Origin of the sequence: Leptospira broomii serovar Hurstbridge str. 5399 (assembly GCF_000243715.2) — a bacterium.
Classification (GTDB): domain Bacteria; phylum Spirochaetota; class Leptospiria; order Leptospirales; family Leptospiraceae; genus Leptospira_B; species Leptospira_B broomii.
On the sequence record NZ_AHMO02000007.1, the window covers coordinates 196,570 to 219,721 of the forward strand.

General features: G+C 41.9%; 18 protein-coding genes. 3 read left to right on the plus strand and 15 right to left on the minus strand.

What is annotated here, in order from left to right:
• Positions 1–22: 22 nt before the first annotated feature.
• The 9 genes from ahcY to LEP1GSC050_RS04335 form a co-directional block, all read right to left on the minus strand.
• On the minus strand, positions 23–1,336 hold the full coding sequence (gene ahcY / locus LEP1GSC050_RS04295) for an adenosylhomocysteinase (RefSeq protein ID WP_010568439.1): 1,314 nt from the start codon (positions 1,334–1,336) through the stop codon (positions 23–25).
• On the minus strand, positions 1,336–2,376 hold the full coding sequence (locus LEP1GSC050_RS04300; protein ID WP_010568438.1) for an ArsR/SmtB family transcription factor: 1,041 nt from the start codon (positions 2,374–2,376) through the stop codon (positions 1,336–1,338). Before LEP1GSC050_RS04300 ends, ahcY begins: the two co-directional genes overlap by 1 nt.
• A gap of 99 nt (positions 2,377–2,475) precedes the next feature.
• The gene (locus tag LEP1GSC050_RS04305) at positions 2,476–3,012 is read right to left on the minus strand and encodes a DUF1564 family protein (RefSeq protein ID WP_084695312.1); all 537 of its coding nucleotides are present in this window, start codon (positions 3,010–3,012) and stop codon (positions 2,476–2,478) included.
• Between the two features lie 68 nt (positions 3,013–3,080).
• Positions 3,081–3,773 (minus strand): FecR family protein, encoded by a 693-nt coding sequence (locus LEP1GSC050_RS04310; RefSeq protein WP_198012831.1) that lies wholly within the window; start codon positions 3,771–3,773, stop codon positions 3,081–3,083.
• Positions 3,774–3,933: 160 nt separating this feature from the next.
• The gene (locus tag LEP1GSC050_RS04315; protein WP_051184843.1) at positions 3,934–4,959 is read right to left on the minus strand and encodes a DNA-methyltransferase; all 1,026 of its coding nucleotides are present in this window, start codon (positions 4,957–4,959) and stop codon (positions 3,934–3,936) included.
• Positions 4,960–5,140: 181 nt separating this feature from the next.
• On the minus strand, positions 5,141–5,701 hold the full coding sequence (locus LEP1GSC050_RS04320) for a hypothetical protein (RefSeq protein WP_010568434.1): 561 nt from the start codon (positions 5,699–5,701) through the stop codon (positions 5,141–5,143).
• 61 nt (positions 5,702–5,762) lie between these two features.
• Positions 5,763–6,830 carry a FecR family protein gene (locus LEP1GSC050_RS04325; protein ID WP_232225651.1) on the minus strand — a complete coding sequence of 356 codons (1,068 nt, stop codon included), beginning with the start codon at positions 6,828–6,830 and terminating at the stop codon, positions 5,763–5,765.
• The gene (locus LEP1GSC050_RS04330) at positions 6,827–7,351 is read right to left on the minus strand and encodes an RNA polymerase sigma factor (protein WP_020987061.1); all 525 of its coding nucleotides are present in this window, start codon (positions 7,349–7,351) and stop codon (positions 6,827–6,829) included. The genes LEP1GSC050_RS04325 and LEP1GSC050_RS04330 overlap by 4 nt, the downstream gene beginning before the upstream one ends.
• Before the next feature lie 170 nt (positions 7,352–7,521).
• Positions 7,522–8,274: a DUF547 domain-containing protein gene (locus tag LEP1GSC050_RS04335; RefSeq protein WP_010568431.1), complete on the minus strand. Its 753-nt coding sequence runs from the start codon at positions 8,272–8,274 to the stop codon at positions 7,522–7,524.
• 146 nt (positions 8,275–8,420) lie between these two features.
• On the opposite strand from LEP1GSC050_RS04335, the gene LEP1GSC050_RS04340 reads away from it, so the two are divergent.
• Positions 8,421–8,729, plus strand: coding sequence for a hypothetical protein (locus tag LEP1GSC050_RS04340; RefSeq protein ID WP_010568430.1), 309 nt, complete (start codon positions 8,421–8,423; stop codon positions 8,727–8,729).
• 71 nt (positions 8,730–8,800) lie between these two features.
• Here the strand turns inward: LEP1GSC050_RS04340 and LEP1GSC050_RS04345 are convergent, their stop codons facing one another.
• The 4 genes from LEP1GSC050_RS04345 to LEP1GSC050_RS04360 form a co-directional block, all read right to left on the minus strand.
• Positions 8,801–9,079 carry a TIGR04454 family lipoprotein gene (locus LEP1GSC050_RS04345; protein ID WP_010568429.1) on the minus strand — a complete coding sequence of 93 codons (279 nt, stop codon included), beginning with the start codon at positions 9,077–9,079 and terminating at the stop codon, positions 8,801–8,803.
• Between the two features lie 74 nt (positions 9,080–9,153).
• Positions 9,154–11,055 (minus strand): glycoside hydrolase family 5 protein, encoded by a 1,902-nt coding sequence (locus LEP1GSC050_RS04350; protein ID WP_020987148.1) that lies wholly within the window; start codon positions 11,053–11,055, stop codon positions 9,154–9,156.
• A gap of 6 nt (positions 11,056–11,061) precedes the next feature.
• Positions 11,062–11,943, minus strand: a complete 882-nt coding sequence (locus LEP1GSC050_RS04355) for a patatin-like phospholipase family protein (protein WP_010568428.1) — start codon at positions 11,941–11,943, stop codon at positions 11,062–11,064.
• A 565-nt stretch (positions 11,944–12,508) separates the two neighbouring features.
• Positions 12,509–13,726, minus strand: a complete 1,218-nt coding sequence (locus LEP1GSC050_RS04360) for an MFS transporter (RefSeq protein WP_040911112.1) — start codon at positions 13,724–13,726, stop codon at positions 12,509–12,511.
• Between the two features lie 143 nt (positions 13,727–13,869).
• Between LEP1GSC050_RS04360 and LEP1GSC050_RS04365 the strand changes: the two genes are divergently transcribed.
• Positions 13,870–15,147 carry an acetyl-CoA hydrolase/transferase family protein gene (locus tag LEP1GSC050_RS04365; protein ID WP_010568426.1) on the plus strand — a complete coding sequence of 426 codons (1,278 nt, stop codon included), beginning with the start codon at positions 13,870–13,872 and terminating at the stop codon, positions 15,145–15,147.
• A 163-nt stretch (positions 15,148–15,310) separates the two neighbouring features.
• Positions 15,311–16,420 (plus strand): GGDEF domain-containing protein, encoded by a 1,110-nt coding sequence (locus LEP1GSC050_RS04370; protein ID WP_010568425.1) that lies wholly within the window; start codon positions 15,311–15,313, stop codon positions 16,418–16,420.
• Here the strand turns inward: LEP1GSC050_RS04370 and LEP1GSC050_RS04375 are convergent.
• Together LEP1GSC050_RS04375 and LEP1GSC050_RS04380 are read right to left on the minus strand one after the other, a co-directional pair.
• Positions 16,417–17,811, minus strand: a complete 1,395-nt coding sequence (locus LEP1GSC050_RS04375) for a sodium:solute symporter family protein (RefSeq protein WP_010568424.1) — start codon at positions 17,809–17,811, stop codon at positions 16,417–16,419. The genes LEP1GSC050_RS04370 and LEP1GSC050_RS04375 overlap by 4 nt on opposite strands.
• A gap of 62 nt (positions 17,812–17,873) precedes the next feature.
• The gene (locus LEP1GSC050_RS04380; protein ID WP_010568423.1) at positions 17,874–23,150 is read right to left on the minus strand and encodes a trifunctional serine/threonine-protein kinase/ATP-binding protein/SpoIIE family protein phosphatase; all 5,277 of its coding nucleotides are present in this window, start codon (positions 23,148–23,150) and stop codon (positions 17,874–17,876) included.
• Between the last annotated feature and the right edge of the window lie 2 nt (positions 23,151–23,152).

Here is a 23,152-nt window from a genome sequence, read left to right on the forward strand (position 1 = left end):
ACCCGTTTCGTACTTTTACCGATTAATACCGATAATGCTCCGGTTTATAAGGTCCTTCGATTGGTACGCCTATGTATTCCGCTTGTTTCGCGTTTAAGGTCGTAAGACGAACACCAAGCTGCTCCAAATGCAAGGCGGCAACTTTCTCATCCAATTTCTTGGGTAGACGATATACACCTATTTCATACTTGTTATTCCAAAGTTCGATTTGAGCCAATACTTGGTTCGTAAATGAACAGGACATTACAAACGATGGGTGTCCAGTCGCGCAGCCTAGATTTACTAGACGTCCTTCTGCAAGAACTATGATAGCCTTTCCGTCAGGGAACGTATACTTATCGACTTGCGGCTTGATTTCCAATTTGGTAACACCTTTTTCGGAATTTAAACGCGCCATTTGAATTTCCGTATCGAAGTGGCCAATATTACAAAGAATTGAACCGTCTTTCATCGCCTTCATATGCTCAAGTGTGATGATGTCATCGTTGCCTGTCGAAGTTACTACAATATCGACCGTCTCAATTACATCTTCTACACGAAGGACTTGATATCCTTCCATAACGGCTTGTAGCGCACAAATAGGATCGATTTCAGTTACAATTACGCGCGCTCCAAAGTTTCTTAAAGAAGCAGCGGACCCTTTGCCGACATCGCCATATCCGCAAACCAAAGCAACTTTACCCGCAAGCATGATATCGGTAGCTCTTTTAATACCGTCCGCAAGTGATTCTCTGCATCCATAAAGATTATCAAACTTTGATTTAGTCACCGAATCGTTGACATTGATTGCCGGAATTTTTAATTCACCTTTCTTTAAAAGTTTCTCGAGCCCTTTCACACCGGTAGTCGTCTCTTCAGAAACTCCTTTGATGTTTTCAAGAAGTTTGGGATATTTCTCATGAATATACATGGTTAGATCGCCACCATCATCCAGAATCATATTTGGACCGGTTCCATTTTCAAAAAATAAAGTCTGCTCAACGCACCACCAATATTCTTCTTCGGTTTCTCCTTTCCACGCAAATACCGGAACGCCTGATTTCGCAATCGCAGCAGCAGCATGATCTTGCGTCGAAAAAATATTACATGATGACCAACGAACCTGCGCTCCTAATTCAGTCAGAGTTTCGATTAAAACGGCCGTTTGAATTGTCATATGCAGAGAACCAGCAATACGAGTCCCTTTCAGTGGTTGTTTCCCTTTATATTCTTGACGTAATGCCATCAGACCCGGCATTTCCTTTTCCGCCAGAATAATCTCTTGGCGCCCCCAATCGGCGAGTGAGATATCCTTAACCTTATAGTCTAAACCTTTTTCTTGTGCTGCAGTGGACATTAAAGTCCTCCTTTTTTCTTAGCTTTAATAATTAATACTTTGAAGTATTTCTGAGATTCAATTTCTTGCACGGATTCAATTGTAAAACCGGAATCTTCTAGCCAATCGCTTAAGAGTTCCGGTTCGAAACCTAACCATAGATCTGCAAAATTATCGCGCATAAACTCTTGACTATGTTTTTTCAGATCTACGATTAAAAAGGTTCCGCCATCTTTGAGAACTCGGTGCACTTCTTTCATCGCCTTAGGCGGATTAGAAATATGATGTAAAACCATCGAAGCTACTACCGCATCAGAGGAATTCTCTAACTCTCCGGGTAGCATTTCAAGATCTGCCGCAATAAAATTTACTTTTGGATTATTCAGAAAAGTTAGGGTTGCTTCTCGAATCATACTTTCAGACGAATCAATACCTATAACTTCCTGGCTCTTAGTTAGAAGATATGGTATTAACCCCCCAGGGCCACATCCTAAGTCGAAGGTCCTACACAGCGAGTCGGGTAATAGCTGAAGAATTTTCTTTCTATAAAGCAGAGGATCTAAGACATCCTGTTGCAGATTTTCCCAATCCTTTGCAACAAAATCAAAATAACGAGTGGTTTTAAGATCCCTCTGCTTTAATATTTCCTTTGCTTTTTCGATATCCCTTACCGAGTAAGTCAAGTCTCTTTCATGTGACATCAGAATATTGAAAATTCGAATTTGGAAATTATTCCCTACTGTCGGATCTTTTACTTTATAATAAACCCATGAGCCTTCTCTCTGAAAATGGAGAAATCCAGCATCGGCCAATATTTTCAAATGGCGGGAAATTCTAGACTGGCCCATTCCCATAACTTCGGTCACTTCCTGAACATTGAATGGTGCAATCGACAGAACCAATAATAGTCTAATTCTAGTTTCATCTGAGACCGCTTTTAACGCATTAAGGATCTCCCTAGATGGCGAATTCGCATTATACTGGAAATCAGTTTGAACCGTAAGATCCGCCAATCCTTTTTCGGCGAGCTGTGAAGCGTTTAAACTTTCCAAATCAAGCATCCCGCTACTTTTACCCACCTTTTCCTGATATCAAGATATCTTGATTTGTTCAAGCTAAAAAAAATGGTTAATTGGAAAAACGAAGCTCCACTAAGAAATTCATAGAATCGACCATGAAATTGCCCCCCTTGCCAAATAGAATACGGTCGGTTCGAACATACTCGCTATCGACATTTGCTTGTGAAAAAAGTCGACCTCTCTATAAAAAATGGAAACTCTCGGTTGGGGAGGCATTTTACCTTTCCAAAATAAAGATAAAACTTTCTGCCAAATGAAATTTTGGTCCATTTCAATTAAATAAACGATAAGGAGATTAATTGAAACTCCGTGAGCAAGAGATAAGGTTTTTAATTCTTGATAATCTTCTTCAAATGGCCGATAACTATAGCGAATTAAATTCAATCCCCTATCCTGAAACGTAACTCGGAGCCGATTTTTACAAAGATCTTCTTTAAGGTGCAGCGATAATCTGTACTTCGATAACAAGTATTCAAGATATTCGGAAAAGCTGCCGTTCCATCTCAACCAAACCTTTTCCCATATTCGTGCAGGAATTAAAACTGTAGATGGGCTATTATGACGTCGCACCGCAATGGTCTGCCTTTGTTCGCCCCGAAATGTAGCTATCGAATGCATAACGATAACAGGTATTATTTTATTCTGTTGCGCGAAGAAATTTCTCAAAATCTTTGAATGGAGATTTTTTACTCCTGATTTACCTTCGTATTGGCATTATGCAGCAATTCTTGGTTCTTCAAAATTTGATCTTTAAGCATTTTATAATTTTCATCTTTCATTCTACGAAATTCATCAATAATTTTCATTTTTTCCTTCATAAAAGCTTGCAAAGGTTGTTTTAATAATCCTGTAGGAGAAATGACTATCTCTTCGTCTGAATGGACGGACGTCGTGTTATTGGAATCAGTCGAAACGCCTACTTCTCCTTCTTTTACAAAAATACCATTTGGAATATTTGAATCTTCGTGATCAGGATTACTTGCACGTATCTGCTCCGATTCTTCGCCAATAACAAATTGGGTACCACGGACACCTGCAGTATAGGAAGCTGATGTAATTACAAAGTTTTCCTTTTTCGAACTTTTATCTACTTTCGCGAAAACCTTTCCCGAAACAAGGTCGATCGTTGACTTATTTTCCTTTGCCGACGATGAAAGTTCCGAAATTTGAATTTTAGTATATGGCGATATCCTGATAACCGAGCTTGACCCGATCTGCAGATCTACTTTACCCCTGATCGTTTCAACTTGATCTTGCTTTTTCAGAACTATATTCTTTTTTACTTCGCTTCTTTTGCCATTCTGAATATAAAAAGCCTCGCCGGTGACGAAAAGGACCACACTAATTTCCTCGGCCGGCTCGATTGGCGAAATTGCCATTGCTAACCCTATGCAGAAACTCGTAATTAATTGCTGACCAACTGCGCGAACTTTCATATGGATTACCTTCTTAATTTGTTCATTGCAATAAACCCGCACGAAGAGAAGTAAACTTTAAGTTATAATTTTCAAAAAAAATAGCAGTCCATGAAGTATTAACTCAACAATTTTTTCCCTTTTTGGGTTCGAAAGGAACATGATTTACCGTGTAGGATAAATGATTTTTACGATCAACCGAATGCACACTTTCCCATTTGAGAGTCCTCTCTTGAGCAGTCACTACACCTATATTATAATTTTCATTAATATGGACCGCATTTTTTCCTTCTCGAATACGCCGGGCGATGAAATCCGCGTGTTCACGCCATCTCCGACCTAAAATTTCGGAAGATATTTTGATCGAATTCTCAATTCTCAACTTCCCAATTTCTAATATCCCGGAATCGATATCAAACCCTATACTATTTCGAGCTGTCAATACCGCTGCTAAAGAAGTTGTTCCAGTCCCGACAAAAGGGTCCAAAACTATATCCCCTTTTATCGATAACATATTCACCAATCTGTAAGCAAATTCGAGGGGAAAAGCAGCCGTTCTGTTTCTTGTAGTTGTTCCTACACCTTTTACAATCTGTTTTTCACCTTTAATTTCCCATATATCGGAAAACCATTTATTCCGTTCTTCCCAAAAAAAAGCACTCTCACGTCGAAGTTCTAATTCCGCCTTCGAGAAAATTCTTTTGCTCCCTTTTCGGAAAATTAAAATATATTCATGTTCATAAGTTACGTAAGCGCCCACTGGAAACATTCCAGATCCCATAAATTTAGTCGGGGAATTCGTTTGCTTTCGCCATAGAATATCGGGAAGACAATTAAAGCCTAGCTTATGACAGGATTGAAGAATTCGAGAATGATTTGAAAATAACTGAAATTCTTGCTTAAAACTACGAGTCGCGTCGCCAATATTAATAACAAGAATCCCGCCTTCTTTCAATACGCGGAAACTCTCTTTCCAAACTGCATCAAGTTGCAAGTGCATTCTCTCGAAGGCTTCACTCGCTTTATTTTCCAAGAGAAGTCTCTTTACTTTAACGTCCCATTGCTTAAAGAGGTCGTCCCACATTTGGACCATCGGGTACGGTGGTGAGGTTAAGATTAGATTTACGCTCTGATCCTTCACAACTTTCATTCTGCGAGAATCCTTCAGGTGAAAGATATGAGTAGTTTGGGTAGGGGTGATCGGATCAATCACTTTGTTTTCTCAAACGTCCACGGATTAAGTTCTATCTTTTGGAAAACGAATCGGGAAAATAAAGAATAAAGAATATCTAAAGAAAGTGAAAATATAGGACCTTCAGCCCGTTCATTCCTCACTTTTTACCATGCATCCTTTCATCGATCACTTTATTTAATAAATCCGCCAATTCCTGAAATTCGTCCCCCTGGCGCAACCTTATTCTTTCGACAGGTTCTCCGTCTAACAAGGATCTTAAGTTCTTTTTAATATTATAAATCGGTCCTGCCATTTTATGGGAGTAGACGATCACAAATATTGCCGAGAGAAACAAGTATAAAAGTGAGAATAAAAGGATCCCTCTAAACTGAATGGTGAACATATCTAAACTATGATCGTAATCCGGAAGAGCGATGTCCCGTTCGACAAATTTTTCCTTCTCTTCACCATTCACGAACTCGAACCCTTTTTGATAGACTTTAACCGTATCTTCCCGGAGCCGAAAAACGACACCTTTATCATACTTTGTGGAATGAGTCCAAAAGAGAAATCCTAAGGTGAGAAATAATCCCAGCAGAAAGAGCAAAGAAAAGTTTAGGAAGAATCGTAATTGAAAATCCTTATCTATAAGGTAATTAGCAAGGTGTCTCTTATATCTAGAGGGCTTATGAGATGTACTAGGGGTTTCTTCCGGCATTGCAATTCCCTTCTTAGGTAGCTTCCAGGGGAAATTACCCCGTGTCAAAAATATTTCTTATTTATCGAACTTGAATCACTTCCTGAACACTATCTCTAGGGATCCGAATTTCCTTTTGGAGCGTCTGAAGATATAGAAAATCTCCATCCATATCGATGATGACTCCTTCTAACGAAGTTTTATCAGTCAAAACCACTCTCTCAAATCTCTGGTATTCCTTAAAAAGTTCGTCTTTTGTCGAAAACGATTTTGTAGTGTCTCGAGGGATCTCTTCAACCTTCAACCGGGTAAATTCCTCGCTTAGCTCAGTTAATTCGGAGGAAGTTAGAAAGGATCTCTGGAAGCCTTTAGAATTTAGACGAATCCTCTGGCCAGGTTCCAACACCTGCTCACCCTTATCCTCTTCGCTACCTCGGATAGCGGCCACTCTACCTTCTAATACTGAAACCTGAGTTCCGAACTCTGCGCTTTCCGTTACAGAAAATTTCGTACCCCTAACTTCAACAATTCCGTTCGGAGTAAGAATTTTAAAATCCTCTTTTTTAAGATTCTTGTGAATGTGTGCGAGAAGTTTTCCCGAGTGCAATCGAAACGTTTTCTTTTGGCCGTCTACTACTTCGAAGTCAGTCTCAGGATCTAAAAGTATTGCTTCCCCCTTTGCGACTGAAAGAGAAAGGATTGAATTGCGATCCGTAGAAAGCACTTGCCCTTTCCCCACATTCTCGCCTTCATTAAGAGCTAACCGATCATTTGAGCCCGTTGCGGAAAGATAACCTTTGCCGTTTATCTGGACTACAAGAATGGAAGAATCCGCAGGCGTTTGCTTGAAAGCTTTCCCGCTTCTAAAAAGAAAAAGTAAAGGGGTAATAAGAATGACGGCCGCTGCAAGAAAATACCAGGCTTTATTCCTAAATATTTTTACGTTTGTCGATGCCGCCTTTTTATAAATCTCTTCGAAAGAGGAATTTGTTAGAGGCTGATCTCCCCAAGATTTGGCAATAAGAGAATTCAACATATCGATCGACGGAGTTAAATCATTTGCTCCACCTTCAATCGCTTCCCTTATTCTTTTTTCCAGCTCTTCGTCCATTCTCTCCAACTCTTTCTCTCTAATATCTCTACACATCATGCTCCGGGAAGTATCTGGCGTTCCTTAGCAATTTCTAAAAGCTTCCCCGTAGCTCGAACCACCAAACGCGAAGCCGTAGCAACGGAAATCCCCATTACTTCGGCAATGTCCGTTAATGTATAATTTTCAATATTCTTCAAAACGATCGCATATCTCTCGTCCTCTTGAAGCGCACTCAGGCAATCCTTGAGCCTTGCTTCCAAGTCGGAGAGTTCCGCTTTACGAACAAATGTCGGACCTTCTTCCTGAAAGACTCCCATATCCTCCGTTCCGGCTTCCCGTACGGTGGAAAATTTCTTTGCATGGTTAATCGAACGATTTCTAGCTATCGTATATAGAAGTTTAAGGGATTGTTCCCGATTGAGATCAGAATCAGCGTACTTCTTAAAGAAGTTAAGGAAAGTATCCTGCATTAGGTCAGAGGCAACCTCTGGATTTCCCGTATATTTATATAGGAAATCAAAAATTCTCCCGCTGGATTCCCTATAAAGGGTTTCCATAAAAACTTTCCGGGACTCCATTCAGCAATAATCCTAGCTGGAAAACCTAATTCAAGTCATTTCCGACCCCAACAAGCGTTCGCTCCTTTTTCAGATCCCTTTCACCTCCGGTGTTTTTATGCGTTCAATTTTTTTAACACCTAAGGAAAAAGGTTTTTCCAAGAAGAGGAAGTTTTTCTAAAAAAAATCGCCTATGGAATCTTATTTAAGCTCCAGTCATAATCTTTAAATTTGATAGAAACTCCAGAGGGAATTGCGGAATCGCTATTTTTATTATAAAAGTCGATCAGGCTGCCCCCATCCCGAGTGAAATCCTCTTTGAACCAATCAAAGATTTTGCAGAGATAGAGAGTTTTCTCGGGAGAATCGTAATAGTTCCTACTAGGATCTTTCAAAAAAGCCCTGGAAATCTTGCTCAATTGGTCTTTGACGTGGTCTGATTTGAATGATTCGTTCAAAAGAGGGGGGCATCCCAAGGAAGCACAGTTGATCGCAATATGGATTCGAGGTTCCTTAAAATCCTTTCGAAGCTTTACGTGTTCGATCCAGTCTAAGTTCCTACGTTCCCCCAGCAGTTCGAAAAATTCCCGCTTCCACGGACTTGAAAGTAGACTTCCGATCTCCTTAATGCTTTTTACAGGAAAATGATCCAAGATCAGTTTTACGGTAAATGCATTGTAGGCGTTTATGAGAAATGTAAGCTTTTCTGGCTCATTGAATTTAGAATATTCGGCCGGAGTTACCGAACTTAAATTCTTCAGATATGTATCCAGGGATGAAATGTCTTTCTTAAATGCGACATAATCTACTAGCCCCTTTCTCACGTGCCTCTTTAGTAAGGCATCCCAGTCAGTATGTTTATGATCGAAAGCAGAGAGACTCGATGGAAGAATAGAAATGATCAGCAGAATATAATAAGGTAGAAATCTTTGCACAAATATCATCCGGATTTCCTCGTTTTGAAAATAGATCCTTCGGAACTCGAAGAAAACTACTTTCTTTGAAAAACTCTATGATTCTAGTACGAGAAAATCCACCAAGAAAAAGAGGTTTCGAATAAAATAACCGATATTGTATACGAAGCGACTCGATGACATCCCTAAACGCAAAATTCGGCTTGTTACTTATTGTAATTCTTCTTCTGGACTTCGAGCAAGTCGGATCTTCCCCTACGAATGTCTTTCCCAAGGAAACACCTGAATCAAAACCGCTATTAAGGGTTTTACCTGCCTTCCGAAAGGAAGAATGCGATTGGGCCATCCGCTGGGATATCTGTTTAAAATGCGTTGAAAACGGAATTCGGTATGCACAGCGAATTCACTTCTTCCCATCGGGGCCTTATCGAGAGCACGGCTGCTATACGGAAGAAAGAGGATTTTTTCTTTTGAAAGAAGATTAAGAGGTATATGTGAAAGAGATGAAATACCCAGAACCCTTCGTGGGAAGGGCCCTAGATATTTGAAATAAAACTTATTTCTTACAGACTGCGAGGGCTTGGATATCCTTCGCTGACTTAAGACAACTTAATTCATACTTACCCGACATACACTCTTTGAGCAACATAGGGGCAAGAGAAGGACGCAGTGAATTTAATTTTTCGATTTCTTCAGTCGATTTACCTTCGGTAAGATTCTTGAATAAGTCGTTCACTACGGGTTCGCATTCCGCTTGGCTAACCTTCGGGCCACCACAGGAAGCAAGTACTGCGAGGACAAGCGCGGGGAAAATAACGAAGGATAGTTTTTTCATGTAAAACCTCTGCTTTTGGTTCTTTTAAGTAGTTTAAACTTCGCCATTTTACCGCCTCCCTTCCTTCTGGAAAGTTATTTTTTGGACGGTAGAACGGTTATGCCATAATGGGAAATTCCCTTTTCTCCCTTAAATGATAAAAGCCTTCTTTTGGAGTCAAATTTAAACGTTCCGGCGTTCACTAAAACTTCGAATCCTTTTTTATAGTGAATATCCGGTAAGAAAATTTCAGTTCCGGGCAATTCTTCTCCGTCTTTACGGAAAGAATATTTAAACAAGGATTTTTCCATATCAAAGTGGATAGCTTCAGGAATTCCTTTGGTCCGAATCGGATACGGTCTAGAAAACGCTAGGACGGCCCTTCCTCCGTCAGTATCGATATCGTAGGGAGTATCCAGGGAGAAGAGAGATAAATCCTCCTGATTCCATCTGTCGCCCAAACTATGGGTATTATCGGGAGTATAATTCCATAAAGTATAATGCACAAATTGCTTTTCTAAAGGAATCAACATGCGATCTAAGGCCGATTTTAAAGGTTCATAATCCTTATTTAAAAAAGCCGTTCTCCCGTTAAGATCCATAGGAATCCCGGTCTCACCGATAACCGTAGGGCAATTTCCCATTTTTTTCAAAGACATTTCTTTGATCATCTTTACCGTATCTTCATAAGCACTTTGAACGTTCTTTTTGCCGAATACCGGTTTTTGTTTAAAAACATGAATCCCAAACCACGGCATAAAACGTTTAAACATTAATACGGAGGCGTCGTACCAATGGGTTGCATTTACAACGCCGCTTTGCTCTCCTCTGCTTTCCTCTTTCCATTCCATTTCCAAGCGAGTAGGATCGCTTTCTATAAAAATGAAAAATCTTTTTTGGACCGATTGAATTCGTTTCTTAAATTGTTTTATAAAAGGAGTCATATACTCGGGAAAGAACTCCACTTTTCTTCCTCGATACTTGTAAAAATAATCTGATTTAAGAAGCATGGGAGCTCCGTTAGGATCATAATCCCAAACACCGTGATCATGCCAAACACATCGATTTCCTTTCTTCCAAAGGGGAGTCCTATGAGAATTCAGTCTCGTTTTTCCGAAGTTGATTCCTGCGAATCCCAACATATATGAATTATTCGCATTTAAAGATCTGCCTTCCGAAAGAAACATTTCTTGAAACGGCGAGGTTGTGATGACTTTGCCGAATCCAAATCCGGAAAATTCTCCAAGATTCTTCTTTCCGATCCATCCCGGCGAAGGCTCGTTCAATGAGTCGAAGCCTATTACATTTTTATACTTTACTAATTTCTTCGCAAGTTTGCAAATAGATTCGAAATAATGATCCTGGAGAAATTCCTGCGCGTTTTTTCCTCGAATCATCAAGTGTGGAGCGAATGTTTTTCCCCCAAAAAAAAGGGTAAACATCGTAGCGCACGCGTATTTTTGATAATTCAAAGGCCACGACATCCGTTCGTAATTTCTACCCTGGTGATGATGGACGATAGCGGTATCCGAATCTCGAATTTTACCGATGTCCATTCCGACTTCTTCCAACGTCCAGCCGGGAGCACCGTCGCCCCCCGTAAATCTAGACCAAACGTCCTGGTGGGGATCTATGAAAATATAAAAGCCTTTTTTCTCGGCTAGGGCCACCATCCGTTCCACATAATCCAAATAGGCGAGGTCGTATTTACCCGGTCCTTTGTGCTCAATCGCTTCCCACGTAACTAAGAATCGTAAAAAGTTAAAGCCCCATTTCTTGAGACGATCGAAATGTTCTTTGGCCTGCGCTTCTTCTAAGGGTCTCCCGACAAAGGATACGTTTCTATGGTCGTAGAAAGTCAGGCTTTGGTCGAAGTGCGTAGTTCCATCCGGGCGAAACGGAACTTTCGAGCTTCCGGAAAGATTCACTCCTCTCAATTGAAGTAGGAAGCCTTCGGAATCGTAAAAATTTCCGTTTTGAGCGGTTAGTTCTAACATGTTTGCTTAATCTTCCCCGAATTGGACTTTTGCGTCTTCATACCCGCGGCTAATTAAGTAATCAGCTTGAACTTGCGAGAAATTTAAAATACTTCCAAACCCTAAGGAAGTTCTCGGTCCGATGACTCGAATTTTAATTTCTTCCTTTTCGGCAAAAGAAAAAACCGATTCTTGAAAGAAGCCTTTCTTTCCTCTTCTGCGCTTTTTTTTCTCGTATTGTAGATTCGACATAACGGTTTGGAAAGAGCCGATCAACGATAATTCGAATACTCTTTCTAACCCCTCTCTTCTGCTTCGCGGTAACGGCATATTAACGCCTCCGACAGGCGAAAGCAGAACTACAACTATTTCCGTGGCTCCTCGTTCTACCGCAGGTAGGATTGGTGTATTTGCCATAATGCCACCGTCCCAATGAGGCTTCCCATCAACGTATTGCCAAGGAAATATAAGCGGGATGGCGGAAGAAGCCATTACGTGCTCAATATCGATATCTTTATTACGAAAGAAAACAAGCTCGGCAGTTAAAATATTAACGGCGGTAATAATGACTTGAATCGGACTTTTTCGAAGATTTCGGAAGTCCAAATGGGAATATAAAAGATATTTGAGAGGGGTCGTATCAGCTAGCGGAGAGAATCGCCTAAAAATAAGATCTACAAAATCATTCCAAATGGAGTACTTCATTACCTTTTGGACTTCAATTGATTTCCAGAGATCGACGATCTGTTTGGCGTTTAAACCGCATCCCATCGCCGTTGCTGTAATAGCTCCTACAGAAGTTCCGCAAACGATGTCCGGCTTGAAGCGAATCTCCTCTAGATATTTCAGGACTCCTGCCTGATATGCTCCCCGAGCCCCGCCGCCAGATAAAATTAAAGCACGCTTCATTCTCGAAGATCCGTTCGCCAGTTTTCTTCTCTGCGAGTAAATTTCAAGGCAGAATACTAGCGTTTCGAAATCTTCCAGTACTAGGAGCAGGTAGATATTTCAGGTAAGGCGAGAAAAAGGGTCCCCCATATGTAGGAACTATGACACCCAGCGGAAACTTTCAAAATCCAAAAGAAGAACAATCAGAATAAAATTTATCGTTTCTCGAAAGAAAAATTAGTAAAATTGAATATTTAGGAACTGAATAAAGGGACTAAAACCTTCTGAGCGTCTGCATACTTCGATCTCAAAACGAATTCGAAAATGCCTAGAAGTGACCAATTTCTAGAGCTCAGAAAGGCCAGTGGTCTGATGGTATTGCAATAGGTCCTAGAGGGCCTTTGCAAGCGGCTTGGGCTATTGCTCAGCCACCTCACAGGTCATTTTCTTGCTGCAACTATCGCTACTCAACTAAACCACCTCCTTTTACGTGTAGCCAGAACGTATTCTGTCTCATAAAAAAGTCAAGAAATGTCCGAAATTTTTTACGAAATTCCCGGCAAGTTGGTACGAGGTCGGTGATATTTTAGGAAACGATCTTAACCTTGCGCGAAAGATAAAGTCCGATTAAATTGAAACCAACTGCCAAATAACCGACGATATCAAACCTTGCAAAGGATCCGTCAGGAAGTGTGATCAAGACAAATCCGGCAATCGTTGCACCTAACCCTGTTGCAATACTTTGCAAACCGGAACTCACCGACATAAAACTTCCTCGCAATTCCGGACGAACAGCCGAAGTCATCAATGCCATTGCGGGAATGATCCGACCCGATACTAAAACCATGAAGCTAGTGGTCACTAGAAGTGCAATAGGCAGGGGAACCTTCGGCAAATGAGTGAGCACAATAATCGGAACAATTGCTATAAGAACCATGTTTAGAAAAACTTTATGTTTCCCGTATTTGTCCGCCATAATTCCGATAAACCGCGAAGAGAAAAAAGTGCAAAGTCCCCCGATCAAATATATTAATTGAACGTCTTGCTTTGAAAATCCCACGTTCCTTTCCATGTACACCGCGATCGAAGTGACTACCACAAACCCGCCTAGAATAACCGACATGAAAAAGACTATCGCTTTAATGTGATTTCTATCGGATAAAACCGCATATAATTGAGAGAAATCCAAAGCTCGTGCCTTTGCTTGCTTTGATGGAATACTCGGTAAATAAAAGATGGCGCTTAACAAGATCGGCAGACTTAGAGAAACCACGAATCCGAAACTGTAGTTCCAAGAAAATTTGTGAGCGATCCAAAGTCCAATCGGGACTCCCGCAACTGAAGCGACCGAGAATGCACCCATCACGGCGCCCATCGCACGCCCCCGCCTTTCGATCGGGAAAACATCTCCAATAATGGATAGAATTATTCCGCCAATCATTCCACCGAAAGTCCCTGCAATGATTCTCGCCGTTAAGAGGAAATAAAAAGAGTCTGCAACTGCACAAAGAATCGTTCCGAAAATGAAACCCGTGTACAGAAATATTGCGGCAGATTTTCGGTTAAACCGATCGATGAAGTTCGCACCTAATAATGCGGCAGCCGCTGCGGCATAAGAATAAGATGCGAGAACGAATGAAAATACCGCCGTATCAATTCCGAATTGTTTTAAAAAATAATCCTGCAACGGAAACATAATCATAAAGTCCATGATATGGGTGAACTGAATGCTAGCTAAAAGGAAGATCAAAAACGGTTCGCTGAGAGCGGCTTTTGGACGGGCGACGGTAGAGGTTGACTCCATACTACCACGCTTTAGAAAGTAAAAAAGAAAGGGAGAAAATTTTGCTTTCTGACAGTTTCGCCGGATAAAAAATCCTTTTTTTAGAATATACTTTGCTGCGATACCCAAAAGTTAGAATTTAGTCTAGTAGACCCTTTCATAATATGAACATAAAATTTACCACAGCAGACCAAGCAGTTTCGTTAATCCAATCTTACAATCGCGTCTTTATTCATAGCGTTTTTGCCGCTCCTCCTCTACTGATCGAGGCAATGTCGAAAAGAGCTAACGAGCTCAAAGACGTAGAAGTCGTCCACATTCACACCGAGGGTCCGGTTCCGTATGCAATGCCTGGCAACGAAGCGAGCTTTAGAACGAACGCTCTTTTTGTAGGTCCGAATATGCGGAAGGCAGTGGAAGAAGGACGTGCAGACTATGTGCCCGTTTTCTTAAGCGAATGTCCTGCTCTATTTCGAAGAGGAATTCTTCCTATCGATGTCGCATTGATTTCCGTTTCTCCTCCGGACAAACATGGATTTTGTTCTCTCGGAGTTTCAGTCGATATCGCAAAAGCGGCAGTCGATACCGCTAAAAAAGTTATTGCGCAGGTAAATCGCAATATGCCTCGAACGCACGGTGACGGGATTTTACACGTAAGTAAAATAGACGCTTTCGTGCAAGGTGACACCCCGCTTTTAGAAGCCCCCGCGACTGTGCCGGACGAAGTGGAAACAAATATCGGAAGATATATTGCCGGGTTGGTGGAAGACGGAGCGACATTACAGATGGGCATAGGTGCAATTCCCAATGCAGTTTTAACGTTCTTAACGAATCACAAAAATTTAGGAATTCATACCGAAATGTTTTCGGATGGAGCGATACCTTTGATCGAAAGCGGAGTTGTGAATGGTACCTGTAAGAAAACTCACCCGGGTAAAATCGTTTCCGGTTTCGTCATGGGGACAAGAAAACTCTACGATTTTATCGACGATAACCCCGAAGTAGTTCTGCTAGATATCGGATACGTAAACGATACTTCGGTGATTTGTAAAAATCCGAAAGTCACAGCCATCAATTCCGCAATAGAAGTGGATCTAACCGGACAAATTTGCGCGGACTCGATCGGAACCAGGCAGTTTTCGGGAGTGGGTGGACAAATGGACTTTATTCGAGGGGCTTCCCTCTCCGAAGGTGGAAAGCCGATCGTTGCCTTGCCTTCCTCCACTTCCAAAGGAGAATCCAGGATAGTCACGATGTTGAAGCCGGGAGCGAGTGTAACTACTACAAGAGCTCACGTCCATTATATCGTTACTGAGTACGGGGTTGCCGATCTTTACGGAAAAAATCTGAGACAAAGAGCGGACGAATTAATAAGAATCGCACATCCGGATCACCGTGAGTCCTTGGAGAAGCAAGCCTCTGAAAGATTTCGCGGGTTTTAGAAGGCTTTTGACAAAAATCAAGACGGAGCATGACGAGAAGAAAGTTCAATTTCTTTCCGACCTATCCGTAACTTTCATTATGAAAAAAATTATGAATTAATATCGTTATGTACTAAAGATCGTATGATCCGTTTCATTATTCCGTCTACCAAAGTAATTGGATATGAAACTCTGGGATTATATCAACGAAGATTTTTTAAGAGCAAAATCCTCCCAAATTCGGGAAATTCGCGCCTTAGATAACGGGAAGACGGTTAGAATACTCTGCGTCTCTTCCATTCTGATCTCTCTACTTTTAATCGTTCAAAATGTAATTTCGCCCGGATTACCCGAAGGGAGCATTATCCAAATTTTATATATCGCTTCGTTTACCGGAGTGGCGATTATTTCCTTTATATGCTACTTGTTTTTAACGTTTAACGCAAATTCTCGTATCATCAGGATATTAACTAATTTTTACGGTTTTACCGCCACATTCATGACAACCACTCTCACCTTGATTGATTTGGCGCATATTAAGGATTATTCTGCGTATTGCTTCGGTCTGATGACTTTACCCCTTTTTATACGCTCTAGCCTCGCCACTTATATCGCAATCATAGCGGTCAACTTTACTTGGTTTTTATTCGGATATCGTCTGATGTTAAATGAAGAAATTGATTTTAGCACGTTAGCCCCTATTATCGCTTTTTCCATAGGCAGTCTTTTTGCTTCTGTCGTTGTAGAAAGGGCAAGGTTGAAAGGAAATTTTCTGCAGCTTGAACTTGAAGAATCGAATCGAAACCTTAGGGAACTTTCTCATAAGGATCAACTCACGGGGTTATACAATCGCCGCCACCTCATGGAAGCTTTGCAAACCATGGTTTCCGCGGCGAATCGATACGATTTTCCGGTCTCCGCCTTATTATTAGATTTAGATCATTTTAAAAGGACGAACGATTCCTTCGGACACCAGGTAGGAGATCGACTACTCGCAAGAATCGGCGGCTTATTATTCGGCTTAGTTAGAGATTGCGATATAGCCGCTCGATACGGCGGGGAAGAATTCTGTATAATTCTTACGAATACCTCGAAAGATGGAGCGCTCTTTGTCGCGGAGCGAATTCGTAACAGGATCGAAAGCGAAACGTTCGAAGGAATTCCATGGAACGTGACGGTCAGTATCGGAGTTTCGATGAGGGAACCGAATCAGTCTGTAGAAGATTTTCTAAGAATCGCGGATGAAAAACTTTACGAGTCCAAGTCGGCGGGCCGCAATCGGATATCGGCTTAAATTAATTCTCTTTGTTCTAATCTTGCGATCGGAAAGAAAGTTCCGATTAATTGTCCCATAAAGCTGATCGCCAATCCCGGCAAGGAGGCCGGGAGCCAATCAGGGCCCCAAAATTTGAAACCGATCCATGCCGCGGTACCCCAAAACATAGCAAAAATCGAACCCGTCGCAGTCGAACGCTTCCAAAAAAGAGCGGACACAAGCGGAACAAATAATGAAACCAAACTGATCGAAGAAGAATCGGCGACAAGCTGGTAAATGTTCGTTTCACTCAAAGCCATTACCGTCGAAACCGCAGTGACCAATAATACAGAAAATCGTAATACTTTTAATAATCTGTCTTCTCCGGCGTCTTTAAGAAGAGGGCGAATCAAATTCTCCCCTAAGACGGTTGCCGGGGCAAGAATAGCTCCGGAAGCGGTACTCAGAATCGCGGAAAGTAAGGCTCCGAAAAAAAGAATTTGGATCAAAAGAGAAGAATGAATTAACACTACCTGCGGAAGGATCATTTGACTGTCTCCTACCGCGATATCCGGATAAACTTTTCTCGCAAAGTATCCGGCCAAAAGAGGTAGAAATGCGACGGTTAAGTACATGCCCGCTCCCAAATAGGAACTATAGACTGCCACCTTCTCCGATTTGGAGGACATGACTCTTTGAAAAATATCCTGCTGAGGAATAGAGCCTAAACCTATGGTTATCCATGCGGCAATATAAGCCAGCACGGCTTTCAATTCGAGAGGTGGAAAAAAATTGAAAAAACCTGGCTGTGAATTCGAAAGAACGGTATTAAAGCCGCCGGCCTTTTCCTTTAAGTCCCAAACTAGCACCGCTAATCCCGCTACGATCAAAATTGTTTGGACAAAATCAGTAATAGAAATCGCCCACATTCCTCCTACGTACGTGTAAATCAATACTACGATCGATGCGAGCAAGATTCCGACGTACATTTCGAAACCGAACAGAGAATTTATAACGATCCCCATCGCGACTAGCTGAGCGGCTATCCAACCGAAATAGGAAGGAATCATGAATAACGCGGATAGAAATTCGATTTTCTTCCCGAACCGATTTCGATACAAATCTCCAAAGGTAAGGATGTTCATTCTATATAAAGGCCGGGCAAAAAATAATCCCACTAACGAAAGACAGAGCGCCGCTCCGAATGGATCTTCGATAACTGCTAAAACCCCGCCATCCACAAATTTGGAAGATGCACCCATCAACGTTTCGGATCCGAACCATGTAGCAAATAATGCGGAAGACGCAAGGAAAAGAGGTAATCGCCTACCCGCTAAAACATAATCCTTGGAACTTCTCACAAATCTAGAGGAGATTGCTCCAACCAGCAGTGTGATAAGAATGTAGAATATAACAAAAAAACCTAACAACTTTTAGATAGCCCTTCGCGGTCAGAATCGGTTTTACGTTTTAAATTATCGAGTTTAAATCTCTACTCGATATTCAGGATAATAAGCGTAATGTCGTCTTGGACCGGAGTCCCTCGCAGAAATTCATACACTCCCGCGATGATTTTCTCCGCCTGCCGATACGGATCGAATTGATTCGTAGATAACACTGAATTTAGGAATCGTTCCTCGCCGTATTCGATTTTATCCGAATCGAATTGTTCGAAAATTCCGTCGGAAAATAAATATAGCCTGTCTCCTGAACGGATGCTGAATTCGCTATTTTTATAAGGATAATCTTTTACGAACCCTAATATTGCCCCCGTTTTAGGGAGGTCCTTCGTTTCTCCGTCGCGAAGTAAATATTGAGAAAGGTGTCCCGCAGACGCATATTTCAATTTCATCTCATTCAAATCTAAGTCGGTTAATGTTGCGGTAAAATACAGAGTTTTATATTTAGTTAAAATCGCATTATTTAATTCGGATAATAGTTCTCCGGGATCGTCGAATTTGAACTTAAGATTCTCGTATTCTCCTTTGATTGCCATAGTAATCAATGCCGCTTGGACTCCATGACCTGTCGCATCTGCTAAGAAGAATCTGTATTTACCGTCTTTGACGACCGATAAGTCGTAAAAATCTCCTCCAACCTCGTCCATCGGCAAATAGCTAACCGAGTAACGTAAACCCGGTATCGTGAAATGCTCGGGCAGAATACTACGTTGAATCCTCTTCGAATATAGCATATCTTTCCGGATGATTTCTAAGGACCTTGCCAGCTCATCCGTTCTTTCCGCGACTTTTTGTTCCAATTCGGAATTCATGGAAGTGATATCTTCGTAAAGCTTTGCGTTCTCCAAAGAAATTGCGGCTTGAGCCGATAGAATTTCCAAAATTTCCAATCTATGCTGGTCGAAGATTCCGGAGGTCAGACGATTTTCCAAATAAAGAACGCAAAGAATTCTACCTTGTTTCGTAATCGGCATGCACAATAACGACTTGGGTTTGCTTCGTCTAACGTACGGGTTTACGGAATATAAAGGATCTTTCGAAGCGTCCGCTAGTAAAACTCTTTGCCCCGATCGAAAACAGTAATAAACGACTTCCGTAGGCAATAGGTGAGCAGCATCATCCAACGTCATCGGCTTGGGCAAAAACCCATGCTCTTCGATATCGGATCCGGCCCGCAAGTATAACTCCCTACCTTCCGGAAGGACCAAAAAACCTCTAGTCGCAGCGGCACTTTCCATGATCGTTCTAACTAATTGCCGCAGGAGTTCTCCTAACTCGATTACTCCCGAAATGCTTTGAGAAGCTTTCAAAACCGTCCTCAAATCAAGATTGTAGCTAGTGGCAAGTATGGAATCGGATAATACTCTTCCCAAAGAATGCTTGCCGGTCGAAGAGACTCTGAGCACTTCTTCAAACTCTTCCTTTAGGGACTCCACGAGAGATTTTGCTCCCCAGTATCCGTAAAGCCGGAGTGAATTTTGTAGAAGAAACTTTCCGTACGAAAGACGATCCCTTCTTATATTCCATCGGGCCGCGTGTTCAAAAACGACCGCTTTCCGAAGGTCGCTGCTTTCATACTCGGCCTCCTTAATTGCATCCTCGTAATAAACGCTAGCCGCGTCTTCTTTTCCCTGGAATTCCGCAATTTCCGCCTTTAATACGGAGGCATAAGCGCTAAACGCAGTCGGATAAATTCTTTGCCATCGAGTGAAAAGAGATCGCGAATTCCTGAGAAAAAGTCTTTCGGAAAATCTTAATTTTCGACCCAAATCCGAAAATTTAAGTAACAGCATGGATTTATAAAATCTATATTCCGAATATAGGAATAGAATTCTGGATTTTTCCACATCTTCTTTATATTTATCTAAAATACGATCGGCTTCGACATAATTTCTGGATAAATACGCCGAAGTCCCGATAAGAGTCGCATACCAAGAATTCGCGGTACCGTTTCCGGCATGAGAAAGAACCGAATCTTCGAAGTTTTTATGACTCAGTACTGATTCTTTGAACCGTATCGATTCGTTAGTCTTTCCCTCAATTCGGTCCAGGTAGGATTCGGAAGTATATAAAAATATATTCAAAATATCGTAATTGAGTTTCGATCCTCTTTCTATATTTTCCCGAATCTTCTCCCTATAAGAATAGGAGTTTTCCGCCGAATAAAGTTGATACATATTCTGGGAAAAAAGAGCGTAACCGGCCCATAAATAGTCCCCGTGCTGCAGGCATTTGTGATATGACTCTTCGGCAAAATCCACGATAGTGCGAAAAGGGTGCTTAAAATAATCCAGTAAGATTGTGCGACCGAAAATATATCTTCCGTAAAGGTGATCCGCGTCGAAGCGCTCCAAAATCCCTTCCGCCAATCGCCAATATCGCAGGGATAATTCGAAGTTTCCGGTTCCTGCTAAGATTACGGAACCGAATCCGGCATATCCGAAAAAGCTAGGAGGAGAATTTCCTTCTTTAAGAGTAAGATTAATAAGTTTTAAATATAAATACGCCATAACGGTAGCATCCATATGCTTTCCGTAATTGAGCAAATTAACGATAATGTTAACTGCCTCCACTTTATGCGGGTTCTTATTTTCCTTTGCATTAATGAGTTTTTCGGGACTCCTCCCTCTGCCGTAAACGATCATTTTTAGAAGTTCAAATAGGAGCCCCGCGATTCCGGGTTTGCCCCTAAATCGGATCCCGAGGCATTCCAAAGCGTCGACCCCGATTTTATATGCGGATTCAAGATCGTTAAAAACGTTCATGACCTCCAACTGCATTAAATATACGTCGACTTTCTCGATCGGATTCTCGGCTTTTACCAGTAATTCCGCAACGATTTCCTCCGCCTCTTCCCTCTTGGATAGATAATAGGCGGATTCCGCCAAAGATTTCATAATGTTAAACGAAGTTTTTCTATCGGAGCGCCAATGGTTTTTTCTTAAAAGAGATGAAAGAAGCCTGAATATCGAATAAGCCGATTCGTAAGCTGCGGAGGCTTTTGCCGCATTTCCTGCTAAGACCGTGTAATGAAAAAAATCCTCGCTACCTTCTTCATCTTCGCGCAACTCTTGTGATCGAACGAGATGACTCGCTATCTCCAGAACCAACGCCCCGTTACCGTTCTCTTTTTCTCGTTCGATTAGAATGCGCGCGAGTCGCTTATGGATTATACCGCGCTCGGTCGGCTCAGTAGCATCCGAAATCCCCTGACTCATCCTATCGTGAGAAAAACGAAACTGCACTTCGGACAACGAAGAAAGAAGTCCCGATTCTTCGATTTTTCCCTGCGAAATATATTGTAGGGCAGGAAATAACATCGTTCCCGATTCTCGATAGAATAAAATACCTTCCTTTACGCTTTCTCGAATACCGCGCGCGAGCAGGTCCGGCTTTTCCTTGAAAAAATCGTATAATATTCTAAGATCAAACTTTGCACCGATACAAGCACCCACTCGTAATACGAGGGCGGTCTCTTCCGGCAATCGCGCAATTCTTTCAAAAACAAGATCGAGAACGTTTTCTGTGACGCCTCTTTGAAGAATCCGATCCCATTCCGGAACGTAACGCGATGTAGTCGAATTGAAAGTTAGGCAAGAATCCTGAAAAAGCGACTTTAAGAACTGATGTAAGAATAAAGGATTACCGTCCGTCTTGGATATTAATATCTCCACCAACTTATCCGCGTCGTCCGCATCTATGTATAAGCTATCCGAAACGTACTTACGTACGCTTTCTCGACTCAATGGACCCAGCGTTATTTCTCGGACCTCCAGACCTGGAGCAAGCTCCTTTCCCTTTAAACTAGCAAACTCCCCTTCCTCGATCCGACTAGCCAGAACGAATAGCAAACCTTCCCATTCTTCACTTTGCAGAATAAATTCGATTAAAGAAACGGAGGCAGGATCCGCCCACTGAACATCATCCATCAAGATGACGGCCGGGTTCTTTTTATCGAAGCATAAGCATAAAAACCTCAGCGCTACTGCAAATAAGGTCTTTTCATCCCTGGCTTTTTTCCGATCCCTTGCTTTATCGGTAACCCCGAGAAGGTTTACCAGATCCGGTAAAAAGTGGGCTAAAATTTCAAAATTTTCACCTAACGTTTCTTTAATATAGCTCCGAAGACGTACTATCTCCTCTTCCTTACGCTCCAGGATCGTTCGAAGAAGGTCCCCCATCATTTGTCTAAATGCGAAATAGGGAATGCCCCGCTTGTCCTCCTCGAACTTTCCTCGAATCAATTGAACCGAATATATGTCCAAGTAGGAGATCGCATCCTCTACCAAAGTCGTCTTTCCTGTTCCGGATTTTCCCCGAACTACGACGACCCCTCGCTTGCCGGAGGTAACACTAACGATAGCGGATTCGATCGTTTTTCTTTGCTTTTCCCTATCGTAAACGCGATCAGAGTCACGAAACCCGGTCCTCTGCTCGTAAACGCCGGGCAGAAATTCTGAAAGCTTTCGCTTTGAATGTAAAGATTCCTTAATATTCTTTAAATCATGAGTTAGACTTTCGAGCGAGCGATATCGCTCTTCGGGCATTTTGGAAAGCAATTTGTCTACGACATCGGAAACGGCTCTCGGTACATCGTCCCGTAATTTTGTGAGAGAAACCGGCGATCGAGCAATATGATAATGGATTAATTCCAGAGGGTCATCGGAATTGAATGGAGGAACTCCCACTAAGATCTGATAAAATAAGGCACCCAAGGAATAAGCGTCTGAACGGGAATCGACCGCTCTATTTAAGCGTCCGGTATTTTCCGGAGAGCAATATGCGAGCAAATCGAAGGTATAGCGCTGAGGGACATACCCTCCTTTGTCCGAAAGTAAAAGAGAAGCACCTCCCAGCCATGCCAGTTTCGAAACGCGAGATGCCGGGTCATAAAAAAAGGCCTTGGGAGAGATTTGATTATGAACGATTCCGACTGAATGTAGTTTAAAAAGGTTTTCGGATAATGACAGGGCCATTTCCAAAAATTCCTCTATTTCGATATTAGGACTGCCCGAGAGTCGCTTTTCCAAAAGGCCGAAGGAAACGTTTTCATAAACCAGACAGATCCGTTCGGAAACGTCTACCATCATTTCCGGTCGTAAAATTCCGGAATCCGACACTAACTTTCCGAGTTCGAATTCGTTTACGAAATAAAAAGAGGAAGCTTCCTTTGCGTCGACTTTTTGAACGCGAATAATTTTAGCGTCTCGGACAGAACCAAAAAACCCCCGGTAGGTGACGGAGAAAGAATCCTCATGGATTTGTTCCCCCAACTCGTAGGGAATTTTTTCGGTTTTCGCCTTAGCCATGC